The organism is Streptomyces sp. NPDC020422 (assembly GCF_044386705.1).
Classification (GTDB): domain Bacteria; phylum Actinomycetota; class Actinomycetes; order Streptomycetales; family Streptomycetaceae; genus Streptomyces.
Genome location: NZ_JBIRVJ010000013.1, coordinates 76,903 through 103,797 on the forward strand (window position 1 = coordinate 76,903; position 26,895 = coordinate 103,797).

The window sequence follows — 26,895 nt, forward strand, 5'->3', positions numbered from 1 at the left end:
CTTCACCCCCATGAGCCGCACAACCAGCCGTACCGCCCTGCTCGCGGCACTCGGCCTGATCACGGCGACCGGCGCCACCGCCACCGTGATCGGCACGGCCGCCGCCGGGGCCGCCACCCCGGGCTGCCGGGTCGACTACCAGATCGCCAGCCAGTGGAACACCGGCTTCGGCGCCAACGTGACCGTCACCAACACCGGGGACCCCGTCTCCGCCTGGACCCTGGAGTGGTCCTTCGGCGGCGACCAGGCGGTCACCCAGGGCTGGAACGCCGCGATCACCCAGTCCGGCGCCGCCGTCACCGCCAAGAACCTCTCCTACAACGGGACCCTGGCCACCGGAGGCTCCACCTCCTTCGGCTTCAACGGCTCCTACAGCGGGACCAACGCCATCCCGACCTCGTTCAAGCTGAACGGCGTGGTCTGCAACGGCGCGACGCCGCCGACCACTCCGCCGACGACCCCGCCGACCACGCCCCCCACGACCCCGCCCACCACGCCTCCGACCACGCCGCCGCCCACCGGGACCAAGGCGGACAACCCCTATGTCGGCGCCCGGGTGTACGTGAACCCGGAGTGGTCCGCCCACGCGGCGGCCGAGCCGGGCGGCACCCGGGTGTCGAACCAGCCCACCGGCATCTGGGTGGACCGGATCGCCGCGATCAACGGGGCGAACGGCGGCATGGGCGTGCGTGCGCACCTCGACGAGGCGCTGCGCCAGAAGGGCGCCGGCGAGATGGTCGTCCAGTTCGTCATCTACAACCTGCCCGGCCGGGACTGCGCGGCCCTCTCCTCCAACGGCGAACTCGGCCCGACGGAGATCGACAAGTACAAGACGCAGTACATCGACCCGATCGCGGCGATCCAGTCCGACCCGAAGTACGCGGGCCTGCGCATCGTCAACACGGTCGAACTCGACTCGCTGCCCAACCTGGTCACCAACGTGAGCGGCCGCGCGACGGCGACCCCGAACTGCGACGTGATGAAGTCCAACGGCAACTACATCAAGGGCGTCGGCTACGCCCTGAACAAACTGGGCGCGATCCCCAACGTCTACAACTACCTGGACGCCGGCCACCACGGCTGGCTCGGCTGGGACGACAACTTCGGCCCCTCCGCCGAACTCTTCAAGACGGCGGCGACCGCCGAGGGTTCGACCGTCGCCAACGTCACCGGCTTCATCGTCAACACCGCGAACTACAGCGCCCTGAAGGAGGACCACTTCTCGATCAACGACTCCGTCAACGGCGTCTCGGTCCGCCAGTCCAAGTGGCTGGACTGGAACCGCTACACCGACGAACTGTCGTACGCCCAGGCGATGCGCGAGAAGCTGGTCTCGATCGGCTTCGACTCGAAGATCGGCATGCTGATCGACACCTCCCGCAACGGCTGGGGCGGCACCGCCCGGCCGACCGCCCCCGGCGCGAAGACCGACGTCAACACGTACATCGACGGCGGCCGTTACGACCGCCGGCTCAACACCGGAAACTGGTGCAACCAGGCGGGCGCGGGCCTCGGCGAACGCCCCAAGGCGGCCCCGGAGCCGGGCATCGACGCGTACGTCTGGATGAAGCCCCCGGGCGAGTCCGACGGGGCGAGCTCGGAGATCCCGAACGACGAGGGCAAGGGCTTCGACCGCATGTGCGACCCGACGTACACCGGCAACCCCCGGAACAACAACAGCATGTCGGGCGCGCTGCCGAACGCCCCGCTGTCGGGCAAGTGGTTCTCGGCGCAGTTCCAGGAGCTCATGAAGAACGCCTACCCGGCGCTGTGAGGCACTGACAGGGCCTCGGGCAGGACCTCCTGACAGGACCTCGCAGGAACGGGAGAAGGGCGGGCCGGGACCCGAGGGTCCCGGCCCGCCCCTCGGCGTGCCCCGGCCCGGTCAGGACGACTCCCGTACCACCAGCTCCGTCGGCAGCACCCTCGGCGCCGCCTCCACGGCCGTGGCGCTGTCCGCGGTCTCCGCGATCCGCCGGAGGAGGAGCCGGGCCATGGTGCGGCCCATCTCCTCGGTGGGCTGGCGCACGCTGGTCAGGGGCGGGTCCATCAGGCGGGCCACGGCCGAGTCGTCGACCCCGACCAGGGCCACGTCCTCGGGGACCCGGCGGCCGGCCTCCCGCAGGACACCGCGGGCGCCGGCCGCCATGACGTCGGAGGCGGCGAAGACGGCGTCCAGGTCCGGGCTGCGGTCGAGCAGTTCGCGCATGGCCCGGCGGCCGCCCTCCTCGGTGAAGTCGGCGGTGGCGACCAGGCGTTCGTCGGGTTCCAGACCGGCCGCGGCGATGCCCTCGCGGTAGCCGTCGAGGCGTGCCCGGGCCGCGTACATGTCGAGGGGCCCGGTGACGGTCGCGATCCTGCGGCGCCCGCGCCCGGCGAGGTGCGCGACGGCGGCCCGGCCCGCGCCCGCGTTGTCGGAGTCGACAAAGGCGGCGGACTCGTCGGCCGAGCGCCGGCCGCCGAGGACGACGGGCAGGCCGAGCTCGCGCACGAGGTCGGGCAGCGGGTCGTCGGCGTGCACCGAGGTCAGCAGGACGCCGTCCACCCGCCGGGCGGCCAGGTACTGCTCGAAGCGCTGCCGCTCCCGCTCGGTGCGGACCAGGGTGAGGAGCAGCTGCTGGTCGGCCTCGCCGAGCTCGGCGCTGACCCCGCGGATCAGCTCCAGGAAGTAGGGCTCGGCGAAGAGCCGTGCCTCGGTCTCCGGGATGACCAGGGCGACGGCGTCGGTGCGGCTGCCGGCGAGGGTGCGGGCGGCCTGGTTGGGCACGTAGCCGAGCTCCTCGATGGCCCGGCGGACGGCCGCGCGGGCCTGTTCGCTGACCCGGGGCGAGCCGTTGATCACCCGCGAGACGGTGCCCCGCCCGACCCCGGCCCTGGCCGCGACCTCCTCCAGCGTGGGCCTGCCGCTCTGCCGTCCGTTCACCACCCTGGTACTCCCCTCGTGCGGGACCTCGCCCTTTGCGGCGATCAGGTCAAGATAGGCCACGACCGCCGCTCCCGTCAGAGCCGGTGCCGTTCGGCACCCGAACCATGGGAGCGCTCCCACACTAGCGGATTCCGGGCACGGCTCCCGCCACGCCCCACTCGGCGACGAATCCGTGTTCACGTCTTGACACCGGCACCCGGCAGGCAGGAACCTTCCGGCAACGACGACGTGGGAGCGCTCCCACCCTGGAGCGCACAGCATGCACGACCTTGGACGAGGAGAGTGGAATGCGCACTTCCAGCAGCAGACGGGTGAGCCGCGCCCGCCGCACCGCACTCACGGCGGTCGCCGCACTGACGGCCGGCACCGCCCTGCTCACCGGCTGCGGCGGTGACGACGGCGGGTCGGACGCCGCCGACGACGGGACCATCACGCTGCGGATCGGGACCTTCGGGTCCTTCGGCTACGACGACAAGACCGGGGCCAAGCTCTACGCCGAGTACCAGAAGACCCACCCCAAGATCAAGATCGTCGAGTCCAACGTCGCCGACGGCCAGAAGTACTGGGACACCCTCAAGCTCCGCCTCTCCCGCAACAGCGGACTCGCCGACATCCAGGCCATCGAGGTCGGCTACATAGCCGAGGCCACCGGCTCCTCGATGGCCGACAAGTGGGTGGACCTGTCCAAGAACGGCGGCGCCGACCTGGGCGCCTTCCTCGACTGGAAGGTCAAGCAGGCCACCACCGCCGACGGCAAGGTCATCGGCCTCGGCACCGACATCGGCCCCATGGCCATCTGCTACAACAAGGAGCTCTTCGCCAGGGCCAAGCTGCCCACCGACCGCACCGAGGTCGGCAAGCTCTGGGCCGGCGACTGGTCGAAGTTCCTGGCGACCGGCAAGACGTACCAGAAGAACGCGCCCGCGGGGACCTCCTTCCACGACTCCGCGAGCGGCCTTTTCAACGCCGTCATCTCCAGCGAGCCGCAGCAGTACGCGAACGCGAGCGGGCAGCTGGCCTGGGAGGACAGCCCCGGGGTGAAGAAGGCCTGGGACACCGCCATCGCGGCGGCGGAAGGCGGACTCACCGCCAAGCTGCGCCAGTTCGACGAGAAGGGCACCTGGAACGCCGCCTTCAAGAACTCGAAGTTCGCCACGGTCGCCTGCCCCAGCTGGATGACCGGAATCATCAAGGACCAGGCGGGCGCCGCCAACCAGGGCAAGTGGGACATCGCCTCGCCGCCGGTCGCCGGCAACTGGGGCGGCTCCTTCCTCGCCGTCCCCAAGTCCGGCAAGCACGCCAAGGAGGCCGCGGAGCTGGCCGCCTGGCTGACCGCGCCGGAGCAGCACGCCAAGGTGTTCGCCGTGAACGGCAACATCCCGTCGACCAAGGACACGCTGTCCTCGGCCGCCGTGGTCGGCGCCAAGCTGCCGTACTTCGGCGACACCCCGGTCGGCGAGATCTTCGCCGCCGCCGCGGCGAACATCCGCCCGGCCCCGATCAGCCGCTGGGACGGCCAGATGAAGACCTTCCTGACCGACAACGGCATCCTCGACATCGAGCAGCGCGGCACGGACCCGGCCAAGGCCTGGGAGAACGTGAAGAAGCTGGCCGAGGACAAGATCGACCAGTGACGTGAGGCGCGCGACGGCCCGCCCCGCGGGCCGTCGCCGCCCCTCGCACCCGCAGCTCCGACCTGGAAGGACGCCCCCGTGGCCACCTCCGTACGGGCGAGGAACGGCGGCTCCCCGTCGCCCGACGCACCGCCCTCCCCCGCGCCGCGCTCCGGCGCGGGACGCACCGGCGGGTCCCGCCGCAGCCGGCTCTACCGCTGGGACCTGAAGGCGACCCCGTACCTCTTCGTCGCCCCCTTCTTCCTCACCTTCGCCGCCTTCGGCCTCTTCCCGCTGATCTACACGGGCTGGCTCTCCCTCAACCGGGTCGAACTCGGCGGCGACCCGCGGTGGAAGGGCCTGGAGAACTACACCGACCTGGCCACCAGCGAGTTCTTCTGGAACGCTCTGGCCAACACCTTCACCATCGGGGTGATCTCGACCGTCCCGCAGCTGCTCATGGCGCTCGGGCTCGCCCATCTGCTCAACTACAAGCTGCGCGCCCGCGGTTTCTTCCGGGTCGCCGTCCTCGCCCCGTACGCGACCTCGATCGCGGCGGCCACCCTGGTCTTCGCCCAGCTCTTCAACACGGACTACGGGCTGATCAACTCGGCGCTCGGCTGGGTCGGGTTCGACCCGGTCGACTGGGAGGCGTCCAAGTGGCCCGCGCAGATCGCCATCTCGACCATCGTCACCTGGCGGTGGACCGGCTACAACGCGCTGATCTACCTGGCGGCGATGCAGGCGGTGCCCCAGGACCTGTACGAGGCGGCGGCGCTGGACGGTGCCTCGCGCTGGCGCCAGTTCCTCAGCGTGACCATCCCGTCGATCCGGCCCACCATCCTCTTCACCATCATCGTCTCCACCATCGGCGCCACCCAGCTCTTCGGGGAGCCGATGCTCTACGGCGGCAGCGTCGGCATCTCCGGCGGAAGCGGCAACCAGTTCCAGACGCTCAGTCTGCTGATGTACGAGAAGGGCTGGGTCACCGGCGCCCTCGGCCAGGCCTCCGCCATCGCCTGGGTGATGCTGCTGCTCCTGCTGCTCATCGGCGCCGTCCAGTCGCTCGTCGCCCGTTCGCAACGCAGGAAGCTGGGGGGCTGACCCGTGGCCGCTACTTCGTTCCTTTCCCAGCGGAAGAATCCGCTCCGGCAGTCGGCCGGCCGTCAGCACCACGCGGGACCGCTGACGTACGTGCTGCTCGGCGTCGCCGCGCTGTTCTCGCTCTTCCCCCTCTACTGGAACCTCGTCGCCGCCTCGCACAGCGGTGAGCGCGTGGTGGAGGCGCCGGCCCCGCTGCTGCCCGGCCCGCGCCTCTTCGACAACCTCTCCTTCGCCTGGAACCAGGTGGACATGGGAGAGGCCCTGGTCAACACGACCGTGGTCGCCTCGCTCGTGGCACTGTCGACGGTGCTGTTCTCCACGCTCGCCGGCTTCGCCTTCGCCAAGCTCCCGTTCAAGGGGCGCGGCGCGCTGCTGACCCTGGTCGTGGCGACGATGACGATCCCGCCGCAGCTCAGCGTGATCCCGCTCTACCGGATCATCACCGACCTGGGCTGGGTCGACCAGCTCCAGTCGGTGGTCCTGCCCTCGCTGGTCGCCGCCTTCGGTGTGTTCTTCATGCGCCAGTACCTCGTCGAGGCGCTGCCCGTCGAGCTGGTGGAGGCGGCCCGGATGGACGGTGCGCACTCGCTGCGGATCGTCTGGCACGTGGTCTTCCCGGTGGCCCGGCCCGCGATGGCCGTGCTCGGCATGCTGGTGTTCGTGCAGGCCTGGAACGACTTCTTCTGGCCGTTCATCGCGCTCACCCCGGACGGCAACCCCACCCTCCAGGTGGCGCTCGCCGGGCTCGGCGCGGGCAACCACACCGTCGACCAGGCGGTGGTGCTGACCGGTGCCCTCATCTCCACGGTGCCGCTGCTCCTCGTGTTCGCCGTGCTCGGCAAGCACATCGTCGGCGGGATCACCGCGGGCGCCGTCAAGAGCTGACGGCGCCCCTCCCCCCTCGTTCGTCCCGCATCCTTTTCCTCTGCGTTGGGAGCGCTCTCTTATGACCGCGTCCGAGATCCGGCCGCTCACCGCCGTCCGCCGATTCCCGTCCGACTTCCTGTGGGGCGCCGCCACCGCCGCGTACCAGATCGAGGGCGCGGCGGCGGAGGACGGGCGCACACCGTCCATCTGGGACACCTTCTCGCACACCCCGGGGAAGGTCTTCCAGGGCCACAACGGCGATGTCGCCGTCGACCACTACCACCGCTTCCGCGAGGACGTCCGGCTGATGGGCGAACTCGGTCTGAACGCCTACCGGTTCTCCGTCTCCTGGTCCCGGGTCCAGCCGACCGGGCGGGGTCCGGCCGTGCAGAAGGGCCTGGACTTCTACCGGCGGCTCGTCGACGAGCTGCTCGCGGCCGGGATCGAGCCGGCTCTGACCCTCTACCACTGGGACCTGCCGCAGGAGCTGGAGGACGCGGGCGGCTGGCCGGAGCGGGCGACGGCGGAGCGGTTCGCCGCGTACGCGGCCCTGATGGCCGACGCCCTGGGCGACCGGGTCACCCGCTGGACCACGCTCAACGAGCCCTGGTGCTCGGCTTTCCTGGGTTACGGCTCCGGGGTGCACGCCCCGGGCCGCACGGACCCGGTGGCCGCGCTGCGGGCCGCCCACCACCTCAACCTCGGCCACGGCCTCGCCGTGCAGGCCCTGCGCTCCGCGCTGCCGGCCGGGGCGAAGCTCGCGGTCTCGCTGAATCTGCACGAGGTGCGCCCGCTGACCCCGTCGGCCGCCGACCGGGAGGCGGCCCGGCGGATCGACACCGTCGGCAACGGGGTCTGGCTGGGTCCGATGCTGGAAGGCGCCTATCCCGAGGAGCTGTTCGCCGACACCGCGCACCTGACCGACTGGTCCTTCGTGCGGGACGGCGACACGGCGACGGCCGGGCAGCCTTTGGACTGGCTGGGCATCAACTACTACACGCCGACGGTGGTCTCGCGGGTCGGCGAGGGCGAGGAGAAGCCCCAGGACGACGGGCACGGCAACAGCGCGCACTCCCCCTGGCCGGGTGCCGACGACGTCGCGTTCCACCAGGCGGACGGCGAACGCACCGCGATGGGCTGGCCGGTGGACCCGGAGGGGCTGTACGACCTGCTGACCCGGATCTCGGCGCGCTACCCGGGCCTGCCGCTGGTGGTCAGCGAGAACGGGGCCGCGTACGAGGACGTGGTCGGCCCGGACGGCACGGTGCACGACCCGGAGCGCGCCGCCTACGTCCACGCCCATCTGCGGGCGGTGCACCGGGCGGTCGAGGACGGGGCCGAGGTGGCGGGCTACTTCCTGTGGTCGCTGCTCGACAACTTCGAGTGGGCGTACGGCTACGCGAAGCGGTTCGGGGCCGTGCACATCGACTACGAGACGCTGCGGCGCACGCCGAAGTCCAGTGCCCGCTGGTACGCGCGGGTGGCCCGCTCGGGCGAGCTGCACGCGCCGGACGCGAGGGACTGAGGAAGCGGAGCGAGAGGTACGGTTCCGGGGCGGGCCCGCGCGCCCGGGAACCGTACCGACGCGGAGGAAGTGCACGAGGAATGGCCGTCATTCACAAGACCACGATGCAGCCGACCAAGCTGGAGCTCCTTGCGACCTGGCTCCCGACCCGGCCCTGGTACCGGGGCGGCGAGGGCACCGAGCCGGTCCTGGAGCGGGCGGGTGGTTTCCGGCTCGACGACCCGGAGGGCGAGGTGGGCATCGAGTTCATGGTGGTCACGGACGCCTCGGGCGAGGAGACGCACGCCTATCTGGTGCCGCTGACCTACCGCGGGGCGCCGCTGGAGGGCGCGGAGGGCGGGCTGATCGGCACGTCCGAGCACGGGGTGCTCGGGACCCGGTGGGTGTACGACGGGACCCACGACCCGGTGCTGCTGGGCGAGTTGACGGCCCTGCTCGAAGGCCGGGCGGTGCCGCAGGCGCAGAGCCTTTCGGACACGCCGGACCCGACCGTCGCCGTCTCCTTCGACGGCTCGGGCTCCTGGGACCGGGGCGCGGTGCCGGTCGTCGAGGACGGGGCCTACGGCACCGACGTGCGGCTCGGCGCCGCTGCGCCGGTGCTGCGGGTGGCGCGGGTCCTCGACGCCAAGGCGGCCGGCTCGCGAGGCGAGGTGACCGCGGGCTGGCGCCTCCCCGACGGCGAGGAGCGCCGGGGCGCGTACGTCCTGGTGTTCGACGCGGCCTGACGGCGGGGCCGCGGGACCGGCCGGTCCTGACCGGGGCCCGCGGACCGGCCCGGTGCGTGTCAGAAGACGGACAGGCCGGTGATGGTGGTGAAGCGGTCGAGCGCGGCGACTCCGGCGACGGAGTTGCCGCGCTCGTCGAGGCCGGGGCCCCACACGGCCAGGGTGCAGCGGCCGGGGACGACGGCGATGATGCCGCCGCCGACGCCGCTCTTGCCGGGCAGTCCGACGCGGTAGGCGAAGTCGCCCGCGGCGTCGTAGGTGCCGCAGGTGAGCATGACGGCGTTGACCTGCTTGGCCTGGCTGCGGGTGAGCAGCCGGGAGCCGTCGGCGCGGACGCCGTGGCGGGCGAGGAAGCCGGTGGCGAGGGCGAGGTCGGCGCAGGAGGCCTCGATGGAGCACTGGCGGAAGTACTCCCGCAGCAGGGTGGGCACGGGGTTGGCGATGTTGTCGTAGCTCGCCATGAAGTGGGCGAGGGCGGCGTTGCGGTCGCCGTGCGCGGTCTCCGAGGCGGCGACGTCCCGGTCGAAGTCGAGGTCCTGGTTGCCGCTCTCGGCGCGCAGGAAGTCGAGCAGGACACCGGAGGCGTCGCCGGTCATCCGGTGCAGCTGGTCGGTGACGACGAGGGCGCCCGCGTTGATGAAGGGATTGCGCGGGATGCCGTTCTCGTACTCCAGCTGGACGAGCGAGTTGAACGGGTTGCCCGAGGGTTCGCGGCCGACGTGGTCCCAGAGGGGTTCGCCCTTGCGGGCCAGGGCGAGGGCGAGGGTGAAGACCTTGGTGACGGACTGCGTGGAGAAGGGCTGCTGCCACTCCCCCACGCCGTAGACCGTCCCGTCGAGCTCGGCGACGGCCATGCCGAAGCGGCGCGGGTCGGCGGAGGCCAGCGCGGGGATGTAGTCGGCGGGCCGGCCGCGCTCGGCGAGGGCCTCGATCTCCTCGGCGATGCGGTCCAGGACGGGTGCGAACGTCAACAGCATGATCACATGATGCGCCGGGCGGTGACCGGGCGCTGTCGGTGGCCCCCCTTAAGATCATCCGTTATCGCACGGAAACGGCATCCGGCCGCGGCGCGGCCGGCCACAGGAGGGGGATTCCGGCATGCGAGGAAACGTCCGCAGAGGGCTTCGACTGGCGCTGGCGGGGGCGCTGGCCGCGGTGCTGCTGCCGGCGACGGCGGCGGCCCAGGACGAGGCGCCGGCGCCGCGCACGTACACGGTCTGGCACTGGAACGTGGCGGGCAACACCATCCACAACGGCTCGACGACCGACGGACTGGTCACCCAGGCCGCCGCCTCCCTCGTCTCCCGGGGCGCCGACTTCGCCTCCTTCAACGAGCTGTGCCAGGGCCAGTACGACGCCCTGGTGGCGGAGCTGCGGGCCAGGGGCTGGCCGCAGGACCCGCAGAACTTCGGCCGGTTCGAGCCGAGCCGCCAGGCCGGGAACACCGCGGTGTGCAACGGCGAGGCCTTCGGCAACGCCCTGTTCAGCAAGCGGGCGCTGGGCGCCGCCGCCCGTCTCCCGCTGCCGGACGACGGCTCGGCGGAGAAGCGCAACATGCTGTGCGCGCCGCTGACGGACGGCACGGCGACCCGGTTCTGCACGACGCACATCACCACGAACCAGGCGTTCAACGTGGCCCAGCTGGAGTTCGTCCGGGGCGCGCTTGAGGCCTATCACTCGGCCGGTGAGACGGTCCTGATCGCGGGCGACTTCAACGCCCAGCCGCACTACGCCCGGCTGAACTCGTACTACGCGCCGAGCGTGGACACCCCGAACAACGCGGGCAACACCGGGCAGTACCGGGAGCTGGACGACGACGACGCCGGGAACTGCCCCGGCTACGGCGAGTGGACCGCGGACGGGACGCCGGGGACGACGCCCCCGTGCGGCGGCTACGCCAAGATCGACCACATCTTCGTGCGGGAGAGCACGCTGGCCGGCCCGTACGGCGCGGACTCGCTGGGGATCTCGACGAGCTGCACGGGGGTGGCGGCCTGCTCCGACCACCGGATACTCGTCGGTACGGTCACGGTCGCGTAGGCGCCCCCGAAGGCGCAGGAGGGCACCCCGCCGGGCCGACCGAGTGGCGAAGCCGGGAGGTCCGGGCGAGGGTGGCCTGGAGGACGTGGGGGACGGACCGAGAGTGAGGTGAGCCGGGTGCCGCTTTCCGCGGACGAGCCGGGAGCGCCCTGCTGGCTGAGCCTGGCGTCACGGGACCTCGAAGCCGCCGAGCGGTTCTACGGGGCGGTTCTCGGCTGGACCTTCCGGCACGGCCCGCTCGGCCAGGGTTTCTCCGTGGGCGAGCGGGACGGCACGCCCGTCGCCGGGATCGGCGCCGTGGTCGACCGGATGGCGGTACCGGTGGCCTGGACGCCGTACTTCGCGGTGGCCGACGCCGACACGGCGGTGTCCCGCATCCGCGAGCGCGGCGGCACCGTCGGCGTCGGCCCCGTCGCGTTTCCGCCGCGCGGCCGTGCCGCGCTCGCCACCGACCCGGAAGGCGCCGCCTTCGGTGTCTGGGAGGGCCGGATCTCCTCCCGCTGGCGGGTCGGCGAGCACCACGCGCCGGCCTGGCTGGAGCTGCACACCGGCAACGCCTTCGACGCCGCCGTGTTCTACGGCGGGGTCCTGGAGTGGGTCGACGGAGGATCGGAGCGCTTCGAGGTCTCCTACGAGGACGACCAGGTCGTCCTGCGCCGTCAGGGCGACGCCGTCGCCCGGCTGAACAGCGGCCCGGCGGACGCGGCCTCCGACCAGCCGCAGCGGCGGCCGCGCTGGCTGGTCCACTTCCGGGTACCGGACCTGGACCGGGCGGTCGCCACGGTCCTCGACCACGGCGGCGCCCTGGTGCCGGAGGCCGACGACGGCTGGCGCGCGCCGTACGGGCGCCGGACCACCGTGCGGGACCCGCAGGGCGGTCTCTTCACCCTGGACGAGAGCGACGACGACACGGGGCCGTGAGCGGGGCCTTACGGACCGGGCCGCCAGGTCGGCTCGGTCTGGCGCCCCGGTCGGCTCGTCAGCACGACGAGCTGCCGGGTGGCCCTGGTCATCGCCACGTAGCGGTCGACGGCCCCCTCGACTCCGTCGCCGAACCCGTCCGGGTCGACGAGGACGACCAGGTCGAACTCGAGCCCCTTCGACAGCGTCGGGGTGAGCGACCTGACCCGGTCGGTCGCCTCGAAGGCGGGATCACCGATGACGCAGGCGATGCCTTCGGGGTGGGCGGCGAGCCACTCGTCGAGGACCGCGTGGAGCTCCGTGACGGAGCCGTGGACGACGGGGATGCCGCTGCTGCGCACGGAGGTGGGCACGTTGGCGTCGGGCAGCGCGGCCCGGATGACCGGCTCCGCCTCCGCCATGACCTCCTCCGGGGTGCGGTAGTTGATGCTCAGCGAGGCCAGGGTGATCCTGTCGAGGCCGATGCGCTCCAGGCGCTCCTGCCACGACTCGGTGAAGCCGTGCCGTGCCTGGGCCCGGTCGCCGACCAGGGTGAAGCTCCCGGACGGGCAGCGCTGGAGCAGCATCTGCCATTCGGCGTCGGTCAGTTCCTGCGCCTCGTCGACCACGATGTGCGCGAACGGCCCGGCGAGCCGGTCCCGTTCGGCGCCGGGCAGGGCGCTCTCGTCGACCAGGGTGTCGCGCAGGTCCCGCCCGTGCAGCATCGTCACGGCGCCCTCGCCGTCGTCGTCGGCCGCGAGGATGTTGTCGATGACGCCCGCCATGCGCTCGCGTTCGGCGGCGACGGCCGCGTCGCGGCGGCGTTTGCGCAGGGACGAGGCCGGGTCGCCCAGGCGCTGCCGCGCCGCGTCCAGGAACGGCAGGTCGGACACCGTCCAGGCGTGGGCGTCGGTCCGCTGCAGCGCGCGGACCTCGTCGGGGGCGAGCCAGGGGGCGCAGAGCCGCAGATAGGCGGGGACGGTCCACAGGTCCCCGACGAGGTCGCCGGCCTCCAGCATCGGCCAGGCCCGGTCGAGGGCGCCGACCAGCTCCTCGTCGTGCCGCAGCGCCTTGCGGAACAGCTCGGCCGGGACGTCCTCGTCGAGCTTGTCCAGCAGGATGCCGACCAGCTCCTCCCAGATCTGCTCGCGCGCCTCGTTGTGCGGGGTGCCGCGGCCGGCCGCGTCGAACGCCTCGGCCCAGTCGCCGGCGCTCAGCCAGACGTCGGACCAGTCGGTGGAGACCCGCATCCCCTCGGTGGGAGGCTCCTCGTAGAACCGGACGGCCTTCTCGATCGCCCCCACCAGCGCGGCCGACGCCTTCAGCCTCGCCACCTCCGGGTCGCGCTCGGGCACCGCCGTGGCGCCCTCGGCGACCAGGTCCCGCAGGGTGCAGGTCCGCACGCCCTCCTCGCCGAGGCTGGGAAGGACGTCGGAGACGTAGTTGAGATAGGGCTGGTGCGGGCCGACGAAGAGCACGCCGCCGCGGCGGTGGCCGAGCCGGGGGTCGGCGTAGAGCAGGTAGGCGGAGCGGTGCAGGGCGACGACGGTCTTTCCGGTGCCGGGACCGCCGTCGACGACGAGGGCGCCGCGGGAGCCGGCGCGGATGATGGCGTCCTGGTCGGCCTGGATGGTGCCGAGCACGTCGCGCATCCGGGCGGAGCGGTTGCCGCCGAGGCTGGCGATGAAGGCGGACTGGTCGTCGAGGGCGGCGTGGCCCTCGAAGCCGTCCGCGGTGAACACCTCGTCCCAGTAGTCGGCGATCCGGCCGCCGCTCCAGCGGTACCTGCGGCGGCTGGCCAGGCCCATCGGGTTGCCATGGGTCGCGGCGAAGAAGGGCTCGGCCGCGGGCGAGCGCCAGTCGATCAGGAGCCGCCGCCCTTCGGCGTCGGTGAGGCCGAGCCGTCCGACGTAGACGGGCTCGGCGGCGTCGGCGGTGACGATGCGGCCGAGGCACAGGTCGAGGCCGAAGCGGCGCAGCGTGCGCAGCCGGGCGGTGAGCCGGTGGATAGCGGTGTCCCGGTCCATGGCCTCCCGGCCCACGCCGCCGGGTGCCTTGCGGAGCTCGTCGAGGCTGTCCTCCAGTTCGGCGATCGACTGCTCCATGCTCCGCGCGACGGCGGCGAAGTGCCGCTCGTCGGCGGCGATGAGTTCGGGGTCGGCCTTGGCCGACAGGTGCTCGGGCAGTTGAAAGACGCTGAACGCGCTGAGCGCGCTGCCGGTGGTGACGTGCACTGAGTGGATCTCCCGTTTCCGCAGGTCCTGGCCTCGGTAGGGGATTGTGCGGGAGATGGGGGGCCTTGCCGCAAGACCCCCCGTGCGCTATAAGTTGAGAGTGGCAAGGAACGCGGACGCGTCCTTGCCTTTCTTCTTTCTCTCAGCGGTCGGTGCCCTCGGCGGGGGTCAGCCCCAGTTCTCCGGTCGGCTGCGGGGCGAACCAGGCGGCGGTGTCCCGTTCCGTCACCTCGGCGAGCGTGGCCGGCGTCCAGCGCGGGTCGCGGTCCTTGTCGACGACCTGGGCGCGGATGCCCTCGACCAGGTCGGGCGAGGAGAGCGCGGCGCAGGACAGGCGGAACTCCGTGTTCAGGGCGGACTCCAGGGAGTCGAGCCCGCGGGCGTGCCGGATCGCCGCCAGGGCCGCCTTGAGCGCGGTGGGCGAGCGGCCGAGCAGCGTGGTGGCGGTCTCCTTGGCCTCGGGGACGCCGGAGTCGCCGAGGCGCTCCACGATGCCCTCGACGGTGGCGGCCGCGTAGCAGGCGTCGATCCAGGGGCGGCGCCCGGCGAGCTCGCCGGGCGGCACGGGCCGGGCGAACAGGGCGACCGCTTCGGCGGCGGGGAGCCGGGTGAGTGCCTCGGCGAGCGCCGGGAGGTCGGCGGCGGGCACGAAGTGGTCGGCGAGGCCGGTCAGGATCGCGTCGCCGGCGCCGGCCTGGGCGCCGGTGAGGGCGAGGTGGGTGCCCAGTTCGCCGGGCGCGCGGCCGAGGAGGAAGGTGCCGCCGACGTCGGGGACGAAGCCGATGCCGGTCTCGGGCATGGCGATCCGGGAGCGTTCGGTGACGATCCGCACCGATCCGTGCGCGGAGACTCCGACGCCGCCGCCCATGACGATGCCGTCCATGAACGCCACGTACGGCTTGGGGTAGCGGGCGATCCGGGCGTTGAGGCGGTACTCGTCGCGCCAGAACGCGACGGTGGCCGTGCCGCCGGCCCTGGCGTCGTCGTGGATGGCCCGGATGTCGCCGCCCGCGCACAGCCCCCGCTCCCCCGCGCCGCGGATGACGACGGTCTCGACGGCCGGGTCGTGCTCCCAGGCGGTCAGGGCCGCGTCGAGGGTGCGGACCATGGCGTGGGTGAGGGCGTTGATCGCCCGGGGCCGGTTGAGGGTGAGGAAGCCTGCGCGGCCCTCGGTGTGCACGAGCACGTCGGGCTCAACGGGGTCGGCGGTGCCGTGGGACATGGTGTCGCTGCTTCCTGCCGGTGACGGGCGGTCGGCGACCGGTGGCGGCGGGCGACTCCCCCGCCCCCGGCCAAACGATCTTCCACCCACCGTAACCGCCGGAAGGGGCCCCGCACAGGTGCTCTCGGTCCCGCTCCCGTTTCCCCTGCCGGTCGCGGCGGAGGAGCATAGGAGACAGGCGCCCGTGTACAGGGCGGGAAGGAGCGCACAGTGACGCGAGGCGCGAACCGGTCCGCAGGTGACACCCGGGGGCGCTCCACCGGGCTGCGGAGCGTCGCGGGCCAGGTCTTCGCCCTGCAGGCGCTCATCGCGCTGCTGATCGTCGGAGCGGCGGCGCTCGCGCTGGTGCTCCAGGGGCAGTACGACAGCCAGCGCGACGCCCGCAACCGCTCGCTGGCCGTCGCCGAGGCCTTCGCGCACGCACCGGGCCTCGCGGACGCGCTGCGCTCCTCCGACCCGACGGCGCTCCTTCAGGGCCGGGCGGAGGCCGCGCGGGTCGGTTCCGGTGTCGACTTCGTCGCCGTGCTGTCCCCGGACGGGGCGCGCTACACCGACTCCGACCCGTCGCTCATCGGGCAGCGGGCCCAGGGGGACATCGGGCGTGCCAGGGCCGGGGAGTCGTTCACCGAGATCTTCCACGGGGCGCCGAACGACGCGGTGCGGGCCGTGGTGCCGGTGCGCGACGAGAACGGCACCGTGGTCGGCATGGTGACCAGCGGCCTGGAGGTGGAGACGGTCGGCAAGGCCGTCCAGGGCCGGCTGCCGCTGCTGCTGGGCGCGGCCGCGATCGGCCTGGTCTTCGCGGTGGGCGGCGCGGGTCTGGTGAGCGCCCGGCTGCGGCGCCAGACGCACGGACTCGGCCCGGCCGAGGTGACCCGGCTCAAGGAGCACCACGAGGCGGTGCTGCACTCGGTGAAGGAGGGCGTGGTCATCGTCGCCGCCGACGGGCGGCTGCTGCTCGCCAACGACGAGGCCCGCCGGCTCCTGAAACTGCCCGCGGACGCGGAGCGGCGGCATGTCTCCGAGCTCGGTCTCGATCCCCGTACGTCCACGCTGCTGCTGTCCGGGCGGGCCGCTACGGACGAGGTGCACCTGGCCGGGGACCGGCTGCTCGCGGTGAACGTCCGGCCGACGGGGTACGGGGCGCAGGACGGCGGCTGCGTGATGACCATGCGCGACACCACGGAGCTGGCCGCGCTCACCGGCCGGGCCGAGGTGGCGCGGGGCCGGCTGCGGCTGCTGTACGAGGCGGGGACGCGGATCGGCACGACGCTGGACGTGGTGCGGACGGCGGAGGAGCTGTCGGAGGTGGCGGTGCCGCGGTTCGCGGACTTCGTCACGGTGGAGCTGCTGGACCCGGTGGTGCGGGGCGAGGAGCCCTCGGGGGCGTTCACCGAGATGCGGCGCACGGCGCTCACCGGGATCCGCGCCGAGTCGCCGTTGCAGCCGGTGGGCGACCTGATCCGGTTCGTGGTGCCCAGCACGCCGATGGCCTCGGCCCTGGACGAGGGGCGCGCGGTGCTCCAGGCGGACCTGGCCGCGGCGGACGGCTGGCGGGCGCAGGACCCGGAGGGGGCGGCGCAGGCGCTGGCGTACGGGCTGCACTCGCTGCTCACCGTGCCGCTGCTGGCCCGCGGGGTGGTGCTCGGCATGGCGAACTTCTGGCGCGGCGCCGACACCCCGGAGCCGTTCGGCGAGGAGGACCTGTCGTTCGCGGAGGAACTGGCGGCGCGGGCGGCGCTCGCGATCGACAACGCGCGCCGGTTCACCCGGGAGCACACGATGGCCGTGGCACTGCAGCGGAGCCTGCTGCCGCGCGTGCTGCCGGAGCAGAGCGCGGTGACGGTCTCGTACCGCTATCTGCCGGCGAAGGCCGGCGTGGGCGGCGACTGGTTCGACGTGATCCCGCTGCCGGGGGCGCGGGTGGCGCTGGTGGTCGGGGACGTGGTGGGGCACGGGGTGCACGCGGCGGCGACGATGGGGCGGCTGCGGACGGCGGTGGCCAACTTCTCCACCCTCGACCTGCCGCCCGACGAGCTGCTCGGGCATCTGGACGAGCTGATCGACCGGCTCGCCGAGGAGAACGACTCGGGCGCCGAGGGCGGCGAGGAGTCCGACGGTGAGGGCCCCGCCGAGGGCAGCGCGGGCGCCACCTGCCTGTATGTGATCTACGACCCCACGACCGGCGCCTGCACGATGTCCAGCGCCGGGCATCCGGGGCCCGCGCTCGTGCGGCCCGACGGCAGTGTGGAGTTCCCGGCGCTGCCGGCGGGGCTGCCGCTGGGGCTCGGTCTGGGCGAGCGGCCCTTCGAGTCGGCGCGGCTGCGGCTCGAACCGGGCAGCAAGCTGGTGATGTTCACGGACGGTCTCCTGGAGGACCGCACGAGGGACTTCGACACCGGGCTCCGACTGCTGCGCGAGACCCTCGCCCGGCCGGACCGCTCCCCCGAGCAGACCTGCGCGGACGTGCTGGCGGCGATGCTGTTCCCGGTGCCGTCCGACGACATCGCGCTGCTCGTGGCGAGTGCCCGGCGGATTCCGGCGGACCGGATCGCCGAGTGGGAGGTGCCGGGCGATCCGTCGGCGGTCGCCCCGGTGCGCAACCAGGCGGCGGCGCGGCTCGCGCGGTGGGGTCTGGAGGAGGCCGGGTTCACGGCGGAGCTGGTCCTCAGCGAGCTGATCACCAACGCGATCCGCTACGGCAAGCCGCCGGTGCGGGTGCGGCTGGTGTACGACCGGGCGCTGATCTGCGAGGTGTCCGACGGCAGCAGCACCTCGCCGCACCTGCGGCACGCGACGGACACGGACGAGGGCGGTCGCGGGCTGTTCCTGGTGGCCCAGTTCGCGCAGCGCTGGGGCACGCGTTACGCGCGGCGCGGCAAGACCATCTGGGCCGAGCTGCCCGTCACCCCCGAGCAGCGGGGCGACGGCGCAGTGACCCCGCTGCTCGATCCGGACGCCCTGGAGGACCTCGCCTGGTGAGCTCGGGATACGGTCGTGGGCCGACCTCTTGGAGGATGTTGTGACCGGCCCCGTCGCCACCGGAACCCTGCACCATGTGGAGCTGTGGGTGCCCGACATCGGGCGGGCCGCCGCCTCCTTCGGTCCGCTCCTCGAAGCACTCGGGTACTCCTCCTTCCAGAGCTGGGAGCGGGGCCGCAGCTGGCGGCTCGGTGCCACGTACGTGGTGGTCGAGGAGTCGCCGGCGCTGAGCGCCCGAGCGCACGACCGGCTGCGTCCGGGGCTGAACCATCTGGCGTTCCACGTGGCGACGCGGGCGGAGTTCGACCGGCTGGTCGACGGGGCCGTGCGCGGCGGCTGGCGGCTGCTGTTCCCCGACCGGCATCCGCATGCCGGCGGGGAACGGACCTGTGCGGGTTATCTGGAGAACGAGGACGGGTTCGAGGTCGAACTCGTGGTGTCGCGGCCCTGATCCTCCGGGCGCCGGCTCAGCCGAGGCCGGTGCGCAGGGCGGTCATCAGGGTGCCGTCGGGGGTGTCGCCGGACATCTCCCAGACGAAGACGCCGAGCAGTCCCTTGGACTTGAGGTAGGTGGTCTTGCGGCCGATGGACCAGGGGTCGTCGAAACTCCACCACTGGCCGCCGGCGCCGGTGTAGCCGTAGGTGGCGCCGGACTGTTCGTCGTGGCGGACGGTGAGTCCGGGCACCGAGGCGATGAGGTTGGCGTAGCCGCGGACGCCGGCCTCCTCGGCGAACTGCCCGGGGGCTGCCCCGGTCGCGCTCTGCCATTCGCCGGCGGCGCCGCCGTCGGCGACGCCCTGCCAGCCGCGGCCGTAGAAGGGGATGCCGAGGGTGATCTTGCGGGGGTTGAAGCCGGCGGCGAGGTACGGTCTGACCGCCTCGTCGACGCTGAAGTGGAAGCCGTAGGGGTCCTGGGCGTCGGTGTACAGGTTGGCCTGGTGTCCGGTGCGGTTCGGCTCCCAGGAGTTGTCGCTGCCGGCGCCGTGGAAGTCGTAGCCCTGGACCATGGCGTAGTCGAGGGCGGTGGCGGCCTTGGCGAGGTCCCAGCCCTGCCCGATCTTCACCGGGTCGGCGGGGGTGAAGGCGGTCAGGAGCCGGTGCTCGCCGCCGAGTTCGTCGAGCTGTTTGCGGAACTCGGCGACGAGGGCGGCGTTGTTCGCCTTGTCCTGGGCGGTGACGTGGTTGCCGGGGTGTCCGTCGGGCGAGCCGGGCCACTCCCAGTCGAGGTCGATGCCGTCGAAGACGCCCGCGGCCGCCCCCGCGCCGCCGGCGCCGTTGTAGAGGGGCAGGTTGCCCCTGATCCACACGTCGACGCAGGAGCGGACGAACTTCTGCCGTGAGGCGTCGGTGGCGGCCACGTCGGAGAAGTACTTCGAGTAGGTCCAGCCGCCGAGGGAGACCACGACCTTGAGGTGCGGGTACTTCGCCTTGAGCTTCTTCAGCTGGTTGAAGTTGCCGCGCAGCTTGCCCCAGCCGTCGTCGGCGACCCCGTCGACGGACTGTGCGGCACTGAAGGGCCGTGCGTAGTCGGCGTCGGCGTCACCCGCGCCGGTGCCCTGGTCGGGGTCCTGGGGGTTGGATCCGACGCCCTTGGTGACGCCTGCGAGGCAGGTGAGGTTGACGGGGTCGATGTTCTCGAAGGCGTAGTTGACGACGTCGAGGGAGGCCGCGGCGCCGGAGGTGTCGAGGTTCTTCACGAAGTACTGGCGTCCGTAGATGCCCCACTGGGCGAAGTAGCCGACCTTCAGGTGGCGGCCGGGCGCCAGGTCCGCGGTGGTGACGGTGAGGGCCGCCGACGGGGGTGAGGCGTTGTCGGCGGCGTCGCGGGCGCGGACGGTGAAGGTGTACGGGTTGGCCGGGCCGAGGCCGCCGACGGCGGCCGTGGTCGCCGTGCCGGGGACGGTGCGGGCGAGGGTGCCGTCGCGGTACACGTCGTAGGCGACCACGCCCCGGTCGTCGGCGGCGGCGGTCCAGGCGAGGCTCACGCTGGAGGCGGTGGTGCCGGTGGCGCGCAGCGCGCCCGGGGCGGTGGGCGGGTTGGGGTCGCTCGCCGGGTCGACGGTGGTGACGGTGGCGGGCGGGCTCTCGGGGCCGGTGTTGCCGCGGGTGTCCTTGGCGCGGACGGTGAAGGTGTACGCGGTGGCCGGGGCCAGACCGCCGACGGTCGCCGAGGGCGAGGTGGCGGTGGCGACGACGGCGCCCTTCGCGAGGACCTCGTAGCCGGTGACGGGGTGGTCACCGGGGGCGGCGGGCGTCCAGTCGAGGGCCACGGTCCGGGTGGTGACGGTGGTGGCGCGCGGGGTGCCGGGGGCGCCGGGCGGTACGTCGGGGCTGCCGTCGCACTTGCCGCCGTTGACCGTGCAGCCGGTCGGCGGGGTCGCCGGGCCGGTGGCGACGAACCAGTAGCTGTACGGCTCGGTGGAGCCGCCGGCCGGGACGGTGGCGTTGTAGTGGGCGTTGCGGACGGTGACGTGGCGGCCGGTGACGGTGGCCTCGCCGTTGTAGTGGGAGCTGATCTCGACGCCCGCGGGCAGGTCGAACTCCAGGGTCCAGCCGTTGACGGGGGTGGTGGTGCCGTTGCGGATGACATAGATGCCGCGCCACCAGCTGCCGTTGTTCTCGGAGGTGAATGCGGCGGTGACGGTGCCGGCGGCGCGTGCGGGGGTGGCACCGGGTCCGGTGAGGGCGGCGAGCGGGAGGAGGAGGGCGGCGAGCAGGACGAGGAGTCCGCTGCCGTGGAGCCGCGGTCTGCGGCGGCTTCTGCGCTGTCTGTCCATCGGGTCTCCCTGGGACGCGTGTGAGGGGTACGGGAGCGCGTCGCGGGACCGTGTGGGGGCTCGGGTGCGGCCTTGCGGCTGTGGGACCGCCGAACGGGAGCCATGGGCAAGGTAGTTGGTACGGACCATTACGTCAACGCGGTGCGGGACCGCTTGACTCCCCCAGTGGTCTACTCCACCGTGGGGGACGGGTCGGGGGCAGCGCCGGTGTGGGCCGGTCCCGTTCCCGCCCGGCACCGCAGTTCCACGCAGGACCGTGTGTGCACGCCCGGCCGCCCCGTCACGGGGCGGCCGGTTCCGGCCTCCGTCAGCGGGCGGACGCGGGCGCGGCGACCGCCCCGGCGTCACCGATGTGCAGGACCGCGTCGACGCCGTCGAGCGTCGTCCCATCCAGCGGGAAGTAGCCCTTCGCCGGGTCCAGGCCGGTCCGCTTCCGGCCGTCGCGCAGGTCAGCGGCGCCGATGATGCCCCAGCCGTCGACGCGTTCCTGGAGGACGCCTTCGTACGTGTCGGGCTCGGGGTGCCCGAGGCCGAGGGCCGCGCTGCTCCCCAGGCTCCCGGCGACGCACACGTACCGCTCGCCCAGGAGTGACCCGAGGATGCCGCCGGCCCCGGACCAGGTCGCGCTCAGCTCCCCCGTGCTCCAGACGCTCACGGTGCGGTGCAGGTGCAGGTTGTGGGCGGAGACGAGCGTCGGACCTCTGCGCTCCTCGGCGGCCCTGATGTCGAGGAGGTTCTCGGCCATGAGCGCGTCCCGGGTGGCGAGCAGCCGGGTGATGCGCGTTCCGGTGTCTCCGGGCTCGGCGCACTGCCGGTGGTAGCGCAGCAGCCCGATCCCGGCCGTGAGGTGCGTCTTCGCCCGCCGCCAGGCGCCGAGCGAGGTCGCGGCGATCAGCTCCGGCGCACGGGAGTGGAGCGCGCCGACGAGGTCGTCGGCGAGGGCCCGCACCTGTTCCGCCTCCCGGGTGGCGCCGGGCGAGCGGTCCGCGTCCAGGACCGCTTCCGGACGGCTCCAGCGCTCGTCGTCGCCGAGCAGGGCGGCGAGTCGGGCGGCCTCGGAGTCGAGCCCGAGGTAGCCGCAGACCTGTTCCAGGGCCGCGCGGGGGCTGGGCGCGCTGTAGTTCTCGGTGGGGGTGTCGAAGCCGTGGAAGGCCAACTGCTCCCCGGGCGGCAGGTCCTCGTTGTGCTGCCGCATCCAGGCGACGAGCTCGCGATTGGCGTCGAGCGCGCCGAAGTCGTGCGAGAACCCTTCGGTCATCACGGAGTCGAGGGTTCCGGCGCCGCCCCGGACGTAGTCGTCGACGCGCAGCGCGGCCACTCGGTCGGTCTCCAGGGCGACGGAGCGGAAGCCGCGGTCGGCCAGCCGGGCGAGGAGCGCGTTGCGGACCCGGCCGAAGGCGGGTTCCTGATGGGTCGGTTCCCCCAGCCCGAGCAGGGTGCAGGAGGGGGTGGCGAACGTATGGATGTCCTGGCTCATGGACCTCCACCGTATCCTTGAAAGAACGGTGGAGACTTTCACGGCAATTCCGCGAAGCCCGGCCGCATGGCGGCCGGAAAGCCTCAAATCGGGGATCAGGGTGCGACCGACCGACCTGGCCCGCCGGCACGGGATCTCGACCCAGGCGGTCCGCAACTACGAACGGGACGGCTGCATCCCGCCGGCCGCGCGCACCTCCAGCGGCTACCGCGTCTACACCGAGGCGCACGCGGCCGCTCTCGACGCCTATCTCGCCCTCGTCAGGGCCTACGGGCACGACACCGGTGGCCGGATCATGAACGCGCTGCACGCGGGCGCGCTCGACGCCGCCCTGACGGCCGTCGACCGCGGACACGCCCAGTCCCTCCGCGACCGGGAGACCCTGGACGCGGTGCGCGGCGCGGTGGAGCAGCTCACGCGACGGGACGGGCACCCGGGCGGGCGGCCCGGGACCGGCGCGGACACGCGCTCGGTCGGCGAGCTCGCGCACCGGCTCGGGGTCACCCGGGCGACGCTGCGGAACTGGGAGACAGCGGGGATCCTCGCGCCCGCCCGGGACCCCGCCACCGGCCACCGTACGTACCGGGCCGCCGACGTGCGGGACGCCGAACTGGCCCATCTGCTGAGGCGCGGTGGCTATCCGCTGGACCGGATCGCCGACGTGGTCCGGCAGGTCCGCACGGCCGGCGGCACGCAGGCCCTGTCCGCGGCCCTGGAGGGCTGGGAGCGGCGCCTCACCGCGCGGCGGCTCGCCATGCTGGACGCGGCCGAGCGCCTCGGCCGCTACCTGGAGGTGTGGGACCCGCAAGCGATGCCACTCCAGCCGTAGTACTGTCCCCGGAGTATGTGATCGACCCGAGGACGGGAGTGACAGCGGTGGCCCGCAGCAACCCCGAGCGCCGCGCGGCGCTCGTCGACGCCGCCATCGAGGTGCTGGCCAGGGACGGCGCCAGGGGCCTCACCTTCCGCGCGGTGGACACCGAGGCCGCCGTGCCGCCCGGCACCGCGTCCAACTACTTCGCCAACCGGGACGACCTGCTCACCCAGGCGGGCGCACGGGTCTACGAGCGGCTCCAGCCGGACGCCGAGACCATCGAGCGGCAGCGGACGGCGAGCCCCGACCTCGCCACGTACACCCAGCTCATGCGGGAACTCGTGGGCCGGGTCAGCTCCTTCCGCACCGGCTATCTGGCCCTCCTGGAGCTGCGCCTGGAGGCCACCCGGCGCCCCGCGCTGCGCCAGGTCCTCACCGAGCGGATCCGCGCCGACGTCGAGGCCAACGTCGCCTACCACGAGGCCTCGGGCCTCCCCGGCGACGCGACGGCGGTCAAGCTGCTGATCCTGGCCTTCAACTGGCTGATCGTCGAACAGCTGACGCTCCCCGACGTCTTCTCCGAGGAGGAGCGCGACGCCCTGATCGCGGCGGCCGTCGACCGCATCGTCGGCGGCTCCCGGCCCTGACCCGGCCGGACTCAGAGCCGTTCGGCGAACCAGGCCGCCGCCAGGTCGCCCACCCGCTCCAGCTCCCCCGGCCCCTCGAAGAGGTGCCCCGCGCCCGGCACGGTGACCAGCCGGTGCTCGCAGCGCAGCCTCCGCTGGGCCTGCTCGTTGAGGTCGAGGACCAGGGTGTCCGCGCCGCCGACGATCAGCAGGGTGGGAGCGGTCACCTCGGGCAGGCGCTCGTCCGCCAGGTCGGGGCGTCCGCCGCGCGAGACGACGGCGGCCACGGGGTCGTCCGGCTCCGCGGCGGCCCACAGCGCGGCGGCCGCGCCCGTGCTGGCGCCGAAGTAGCCGACGCTCAGCGCGCCGGCGCCGAACCGTCCGGCCAGCCAGTCGGTGGCCTGCCGCAGCCGCCGGGCGAGCAGCGGGGTGTCGAAGACGTTGGCGCGGTCGGCCGCCTCGGCCTCGGTGAGCAGGTCGAACAGGAGGGTGCCGAGACCGGCCCGGTTGAGCGTGGCGGCGACCTCCAGGTTCCGCGGGCTGTGCCGGCTGCTGCCGCTGCCGTGCGCGAACAGCACGACGCCGGTGGCCCGTTCGGGCAGGGTGAGCCGGCCGCCGACCTCCGAACCGCCCAGCGGGATCCGCACCTCGCCGTCCTCGGCGTACCCGGCGTGCTCGCCGCGGCCCTCGCGGCGCGCCCGCAGACACGCGACGACCTCCTCGTCCGTGGTCTGGGAGAAGTCCGTGTAGAACTGCCCGATCGCGTAGAACAGGTGCGGCTCCCGCACGGCGTACGTCTCGTCCGCCGCGTCCCCGACCCGCTCGGCCCAGTCGTGCGGTGCGACCGGCACCGCGAGCACGATCCGCGAGGCGCCCCTGGCCCGTACCACCCGGCAGGCGGCGAGCGCGGTGGCACCGGTGGCCATGCCGTCGTCCACGACGACGACGGTCCGGCCGCTCGGGTCGGCGGGGCCGCGGGCGGACCGGTAGCGCCGGGCGCGCTGCTCCAGGACGGCACGTTCGCGCTTCTCGACCTCGGCGAGGTCGTGCGCGGACACCCCGGTCTCGGCGAGCACCCGGTCGTTGAGCACCCGGACGCCGTTCTCGCCGATCGCTCCCATGGCGAGCTCCGGCTGGTAGGGGACGCCGAGTTTGCGTACCAGGCAGATGTCGAGCGGCGCGTCGAGCGCGTCGGCGACCTCCGCGGCCACGGGCACTCCCCCGCGGGGCAGCCCGAGGACGACCGGGTCCTGCCCCCTGAGGCCGGTCAGCCGGGCGGCGAGCTGCCTGCCCGCGTCGGTGCGGTCGGTGAAGTACATCTCCAGCCCGCCTTTCTGGACCGCGCCGCGCTCAGGCGGCGCGGGCCGTCGGTGCCGCCCCGTCCGCCGCCCCGGCGGGCGCGGAGGCGATCCGCGTCCGGCGGTGGCCGCACGAGGTTCTCGACCGGATCGGCCGGACCCACGGCGCCGCGCACGTACCGCTCGGGCAGGGCCGGGTCGAGGGGAGGGTGAAGGCGCCGGTCGGCCCCTGGCCGAGCAACACGTCTCCGCAGAGGAACAGCCTGGTCACACCAGTGCCGGCGCCCATACACCCAGGGTAGTCCTCCGGACGTCCTGGGTTCCGGTGGGCATGATCGTCCCGAGGGCTGACGCGCGGCCCGGCACCCCGCGGCGAGGATGGACGGTCCGCGCCCGGATCGTGGGCGCGGACCGAACGACGGAGGGGACCCTTTTCCATGCGCTTACGCGTGACGCGCCCGGCGCGGACCACGGCCGTGGCCGCTACCGCCCTGCTGACCGTGTCCCTGGGGGTCCTGCCGGCCCAGGCGGCCGAGGCTGCCGCCGGACCGGAGGCACCGCGGACGACGACGGCCGCCCGCCACACGCCCGCCCTCGACCGCGCGGCGCTGCGCTCGTCGCTGGACGCCTTCCGCGACGCCGGGATGTACGGGGCGTTCACCTCGGTGCGGGACGGCTCCGAGCGGTGGCGGGGCGCCACGGGCGTCGCCGACACGGCCACCGGCCGCCCGATGGCCCCGGGCTTCGAGCACCGGATCGGCAGCATCAGCAAGACCTTCACCGCCGTGGCGGTCCTGAAGGAGGTGGAGCGCGGCCGGATCGACCTGGACGCGCCCCTCGGCCGCTACCTGCCCGGGCTCGTCACCGGCGAGCGCGCCGAGAAGGTGACCGTGCGGATGCTGCTCAACCACACCAGCGGCATAGCCGACTACGTCCTGCCGGCCTTCCCCGGCATCCTGCAGGACCCCGGCGCCGTGCTCGACCGCAACCGGCTGCGGCACATCGAGCCCGAGGAGCTGGCCCGGCTCGGCCTCGCCGCCCCGCCGGTGCAGGAGCGGGGCAGGCACAGCTACTCCAACACCAACTACGTCCTGGCCGGGCTGGTCCTGAAGAAGGTCACCGGCCAGGACCCCGAGGCGTACATCACCCGCCAGGTGATCCGCCCCGCGGGCCTGCGCCACACGTACTACCCGTCCTCGCCGGCGCTCAGGGGCCCGCACGCGGGGATGTACGAGTCGTTCTTCGGCCTGATCGACCCGCCGCGGGACTACAGCACGTACGACATGTCGTGGGCGAGCACGGCCGGGGCGATGGTGTCGACCACCGACGACCTCGACACCTTCTACCGCAAGCTGCTCGGCGGGCGGCTGCTCGGCCCGGCGGCGCTGCGGGAGATGAAGACGACGGTCCCCGCCTACGAGACGGAGCCCGGCGAAGAGCCCCTGATGCGGTACGGCCTGGGCATCTACACGCTCAAGATGCCGAGCGGCTCCTGGTACTGGGGCCACGACGGCGCGGTCTTCGGCGCGGGGACCTGGTCCCTGTCCACCGAGGACGGCCGCCGCCAGGCCTCGATCGCGTACAACCTCATGAAGTACCAGCGCTTCGACGAGCAGGGCCGGCCGCTGCCGGACCCGATCACGGCGGCGCTGTACGCCTACATGGACGGCGCCCTGAGCGGCAGCCACGCCCCCGCGGGGCTGCGGTCCGCCGCTCCGGCCGGCGCGCTGCCGCCGCTCGTCGACCGCCTGCCCGCGCACTGACG

20 protein-coding genes are annotated in these 26,895 nt (G+C 73.3%); 13 read left to right on the forward strand and 7 right to left on the reverse strand.

The features are described 5' to 3' along the window. The first annotated feature begins 10 nt into the window (after positions 1-10). Positions 11-1,774 carry a glycoside hydrolase family 6 protein gene (locus ACH414_RS30245; RefSeq protein WP_382541026.1) on the forward strand — a complete coding sequence of 588 codons (1,764 nt, stop codon included), beginning with the start codon at positions 11-13 and terminating at the stop codon, positions 1,772-1,774. Between the two features lie 111 nt (positions 1,775-1,885). On the opposite strand, the gene ACH414_RS30250 is transcribed toward ACH414_RS30245, so the two are convergent. Next, positions 1,886-2,923: a LacI family DNA-binding transcriptional regulator gene (locus ACH414_RS30250; RefSeq protein WP_382541432.1), complete on the reverse strand. Its 1,038-nt coding sequence runs from the start codon at positions 2,921-2,923 to the stop codon at positions 1,886-1,888. Between the two features lie 290 nt (positions 2,924-3,213). Between ACH414_RS30250 and ACH414_RS30255 the strand changes: the two genes are divergently transcribed. From ACH414_RS30255 to ACH414_RS30275, 5 genes are all read left to right on the forward strand, one after another. Next, a complete protein-coding gene (locus ACH414_RS30255) occupies positions 3,214-4,560 on the forward strand; it encodes an ABC transporter substrate-binding protein (RefSeq protein ID WP_398944201.1) in 1,347 nt (448 codons plus the stop codon). Positions 4,561-4,638: 78 nt separating this feature from the next. After that, positions 4,639-5,643 carry a carbohydrate ABC transporter permease gene (locus ACH414_RS30260; protein WP_382541032.1) on the forward strand — a complete coding sequence of 335 codons (1,005 nt, stop codon included), beginning with the start codon at positions 4,639-4,641 and terminating at the stop codon, positions 5,641-5,643. Positions 5,644-5,646: 3 nt separating this feature from the next. Next, complete coding sequence (locus ACH414_RS30265; RefSeq protein ID WP_382541035.1) at positions 5,647-6,528, forward strand: carbohydrate ABC transporter permease; 882 nt, start codon at positions 5,647-5,649, stop codon at positions 6,526-6,528. Positions 6,529-6,589: 61 nt separating this feature from the next. Further along, positions 6,590-8,035: a GH1 family beta-glucosidase gene (locus ACH414_RS30270; RefSeq protein WP_382541038.1), complete on the forward strand. Its 1,446-nt coding sequence runs from the start codon at positions 6,590-6,592 to the stop codon at positions 8,033-8,035. Positions 8,036-8,115: 80 nt separating this feature from the next. After that, positions 8,116-8,760, forward strand: coding sequence for a 1,4-alpha-glucan branching protein (locus ACH414_RS30275; RefSeq protein WP_382541041.1), 645 nt, complete (start codon positions 8,116-8,118; stop codon positions 8,758-8,760). Between the two features lie 59 nt (positions 8,761-8,819). Here ACH414_RS30275 and ACH414_RS30280 read toward each other — a convergent pair whose 3' ends face one another. Further along, positions 8,820-9,737 carry a glutaminase gene (locus ACH414_RS30280; RefSeq protein WP_382541043.1) on the reverse strand — a complete coding sequence of 306 codons (918 nt, stop codon included), beginning with the start codon at positions 9,735-9,737 and terminating at the stop codon, positions 8,820-8,822. A 121-nt stretch (positions 9,738-9,858) separates the two neighbouring features. On the opposite strand from ACH414_RS30280, the gene ACH414_RS30285 reads away from it, so the two are divergent. Together ACH414_RS30285 and ACH414_RS30290 are read left to right on the forward strand one after the other, a co-directional pair. Then, positions 9,859-10,800 carry an endonuclease/exonuclease/phosphatase family protein gene (locus ACH414_RS30285; RefSeq protein ID WP_398944205.1) on the forward strand — a complete coding sequence of 314 codons (942 nt, stop codon included), beginning with the start codon at positions 9,859-9,861 and terminating at the stop codon, positions 10,798-10,800. Positions 10,801-10,917: 117 nt separating this feature from the next. After that, positions 10,918-11,721: a VOC family protein gene (locus ACH414_RS30290; RefSeq protein ID WP_398944207.1), complete on the forward strand. Its 804-nt coding sequence runs from the start codon at positions 10,918-10,920 to the stop codon at positions 11,719-11,721. A gap of 8 nt (positions 11,722-11,729) precedes the next feature. On the opposite strand, the gene helR is transcribed toward ACH414_RS30290, so the two are convergent. Then, complete coding sequence (helR, locus tag ACH414_RS30295) at positions 11,730-13,934, reverse strand: RNA polymerase recycling motor ATPase HelR (RefSeq protein WP_386569903.1); 2,205 nt, start codon at positions 13,932-13,934, stop codon at positions 11,730-11,732. A gap of 142 nt (positions 13,935-14,076) precedes the next feature. After that, positions 14,077-15,156: an enoyl-CoA hydratase/isomerase family protein gene (locus ACH414_RS30300; protein ID WP_382541054.1), complete on the reverse strand. Its 1,080-nt coding sequence runs from the start codon at positions 15,154-15,156 to the stop codon at positions 14,077-14,079. Positions 15,157-15,366: 210 nt separating this feature from the next. Between ACH414_RS30300 and ACH414_RS30305 the strand changes: the two genes are divergently transcribed. Together ACH414_RS30305 and ACH414_RS30310 are read left to right on the forward strand one after the other, a co-directional pair. Further along, positions 15,367-18,138, forward strand: coding sequence for a SpoIIE family protein phosphatase (locus ACH414_RS30305; RefSeq protein ID WP_398944210.1), 2,772 nt, complete (start codon positions 15,367-15,369; stop codon positions 18,136-18,138). A gap of 40 nt (positions 18,139-18,178) precedes the next feature. Then, positions 18,179-18,589 (forward strand): VOC family protein, encoded by a 411-nt coding sequence (locus tag ACH414_RS30310; RefSeq protein ID WP_382541060.1) that lies wholly within the window; start codon positions 18,179-18,181, stop codon positions 18,587-18,589. Positions 18,590-18,605: 16 nt separating this feature from the next. Here ACH414_RS30310 and ACH414_RS30315 read toward each other — a convergent pair whose 3' ends face one another. Both ACH414_RS30315 and ACH414_RS30320 read right to left on the reverse strand, forming a co-directional pair. Continuing rightward, entirely contained in the window at positions 18,606-20,915 is a 2,310-nt protein-coding gene (locus tag ACH414_RS30315) for a glycosyl hydrolase family 18 protein (protein ID WP_398944211.1), read from the reverse strand. A 307-nt stretch (positions 20,916-21,222) separates the two neighbouring features. Further along, positions 21,223-22,392: an erythromycin esterase family protein gene (locus ACH414_RS30320; RefSeq protein WP_398944213.1), complete on the reverse strand. Its 1,170-nt coding sequence runs from the start codon at positions 22,390-22,392 to the stop codon at positions 21,223-21,225. A 100-nt stretch (positions 22,393-22,492) separates the two neighbouring features. On the opposite strand from ACH414_RS30320, the gene ACH414_RS30325 reads away from it, so the two are divergent. After that, positions 22,493-23,221, forward strand: a complete 729-nt coding sequence (locus tag ACH414_RS30325; RefSeq protein WP_391768724.1) for a TioE family transcriptional regulator — start codon at positions 22,493-22,495, stop codon at positions 23,219-23,221. A 47-nt stretch (positions 23,222-23,268) separates the two neighbouring features. After that, positions 23,269-23,853, forward strand: a complete 585-nt coding sequence (locus tag ACH414_RS30330) for a TetR/AcrR family transcriptional regulator (protein ID WP_382541069.1) — start codon at positions 23,269-23,271, stop codon at positions 23,851-23,853. A gap of 11 nt (positions 23,854-23,864) precedes the next feature. Here ACH414_RS30330 and ACH414_RS30335 read toward each other — a convergent pair whose 3' ends face one another. Then, positions 23,865-25,151: a phosphoribosyltransferase family protein gene (locus ACH414_RS30335; RefSeq protein ID WP_398944215.1), complete on the reverse strand. Its 1,287-nt coding sequence runs from the start codon at positions 25,149-25,151 to the stop codon at positions 23,865-23,867. A 416-nt stretch (positions 25,152-25,567) separates the two neighbouring features. On the opposite strand from ACH414_RS30335, the gene ACH414_RS30340 reads away from it, so the two are divergent. Continuing rightward, positions 25,568-26,893 carry a serine hydrolase domain-containing protein gene (locus ACH414_RS30340; protein WP_398944217.1) on the forward strand — a complete coding sequence of 442 codons (1,326 nt, stop codon included), beginning with the start codon at positions 25,568-25,570 and terminating at the stop codon, positions 26,891-26,893. Positions 26,894-26,895: the final 2 nt, after the last annotated feature.

Coding starts and splice junctions, on each gene's coding strand:
- ACH414_RS30245 (WP_382541026.1), top strand. CDS start 11: ATGAGCCGCACAACCAGCCGTACCGCCCTGCTCGCGGCACTCGGCCTG.
- ACH414_RS30255 (WP_398944201.1), top strand. CDS start 3,214: ATGCGCACTTCCAGCAGCAGACGGGTGAGCCGCGCCCGCCGCACCGCA.
- ACH414_RS30270 (WP_382541038.1), top strand. CDS start 6,590: ATGACCGCGTCCGAGATCCGGCCGCTCACCGCCGTCCGCCGATTCCCG.
- ACH414_RS30275 (WP_382541041.1), top strand. CDS start 8,116: ATGGCCGTCATTCACAAGACCACGATGCAGCCGACCAAGCTGGAGCTC.
- ACH414_RS30280 (WP_382541043.1), bottom strand. CDS start 9,737: ATGCTGTTGACGTTCGCACCCGTCCTGGACCGCATCGCCGAGGAGATC.
- ACH414_RS30285 (WP_398944205.1), top strand. CDS start 9,859: ATGCGAGGAAACGTCCGCAGAGGGCTTCGACTGGCGCTGGCGGGGGCG.
- ACH414_RS30300 (WP_382541054.1), bottom strand. CDS start 15,156: ATGTCCCACGGCACCGCCGACCCCGTTGAGCCCGACGTGCTCGTGCAC.
- ACH414_RS30315 (WP_398944211.1), bottom strand. CDS start 20,915: ATGGACAGACAGCGCAGAAGCCGCCGCAGACCGCGGCTCCACGGCAGC.
- ACH414_RS30320 (WP_398944213.1), bottom strand. CDS start 22,392: ATGAGCCAGGACATCCATACGTTCGCCACCCCCTCCTGCACCCTGCTC.
- ACH414_RS30335 (WP_398944215.1), bottom strand. CDS start 25,151: ATGTACTTCACCGACCGCACCGACGCGGGCAGGCAGCTCGCCGCCCGG.
- ACH414_RS30340 (WP_398944217.1), top strand. CDS start 25,568: ATGCGCTTACGCGTGACGCGCCCGGCGCGGACCACGGCCGTGGCCGCT.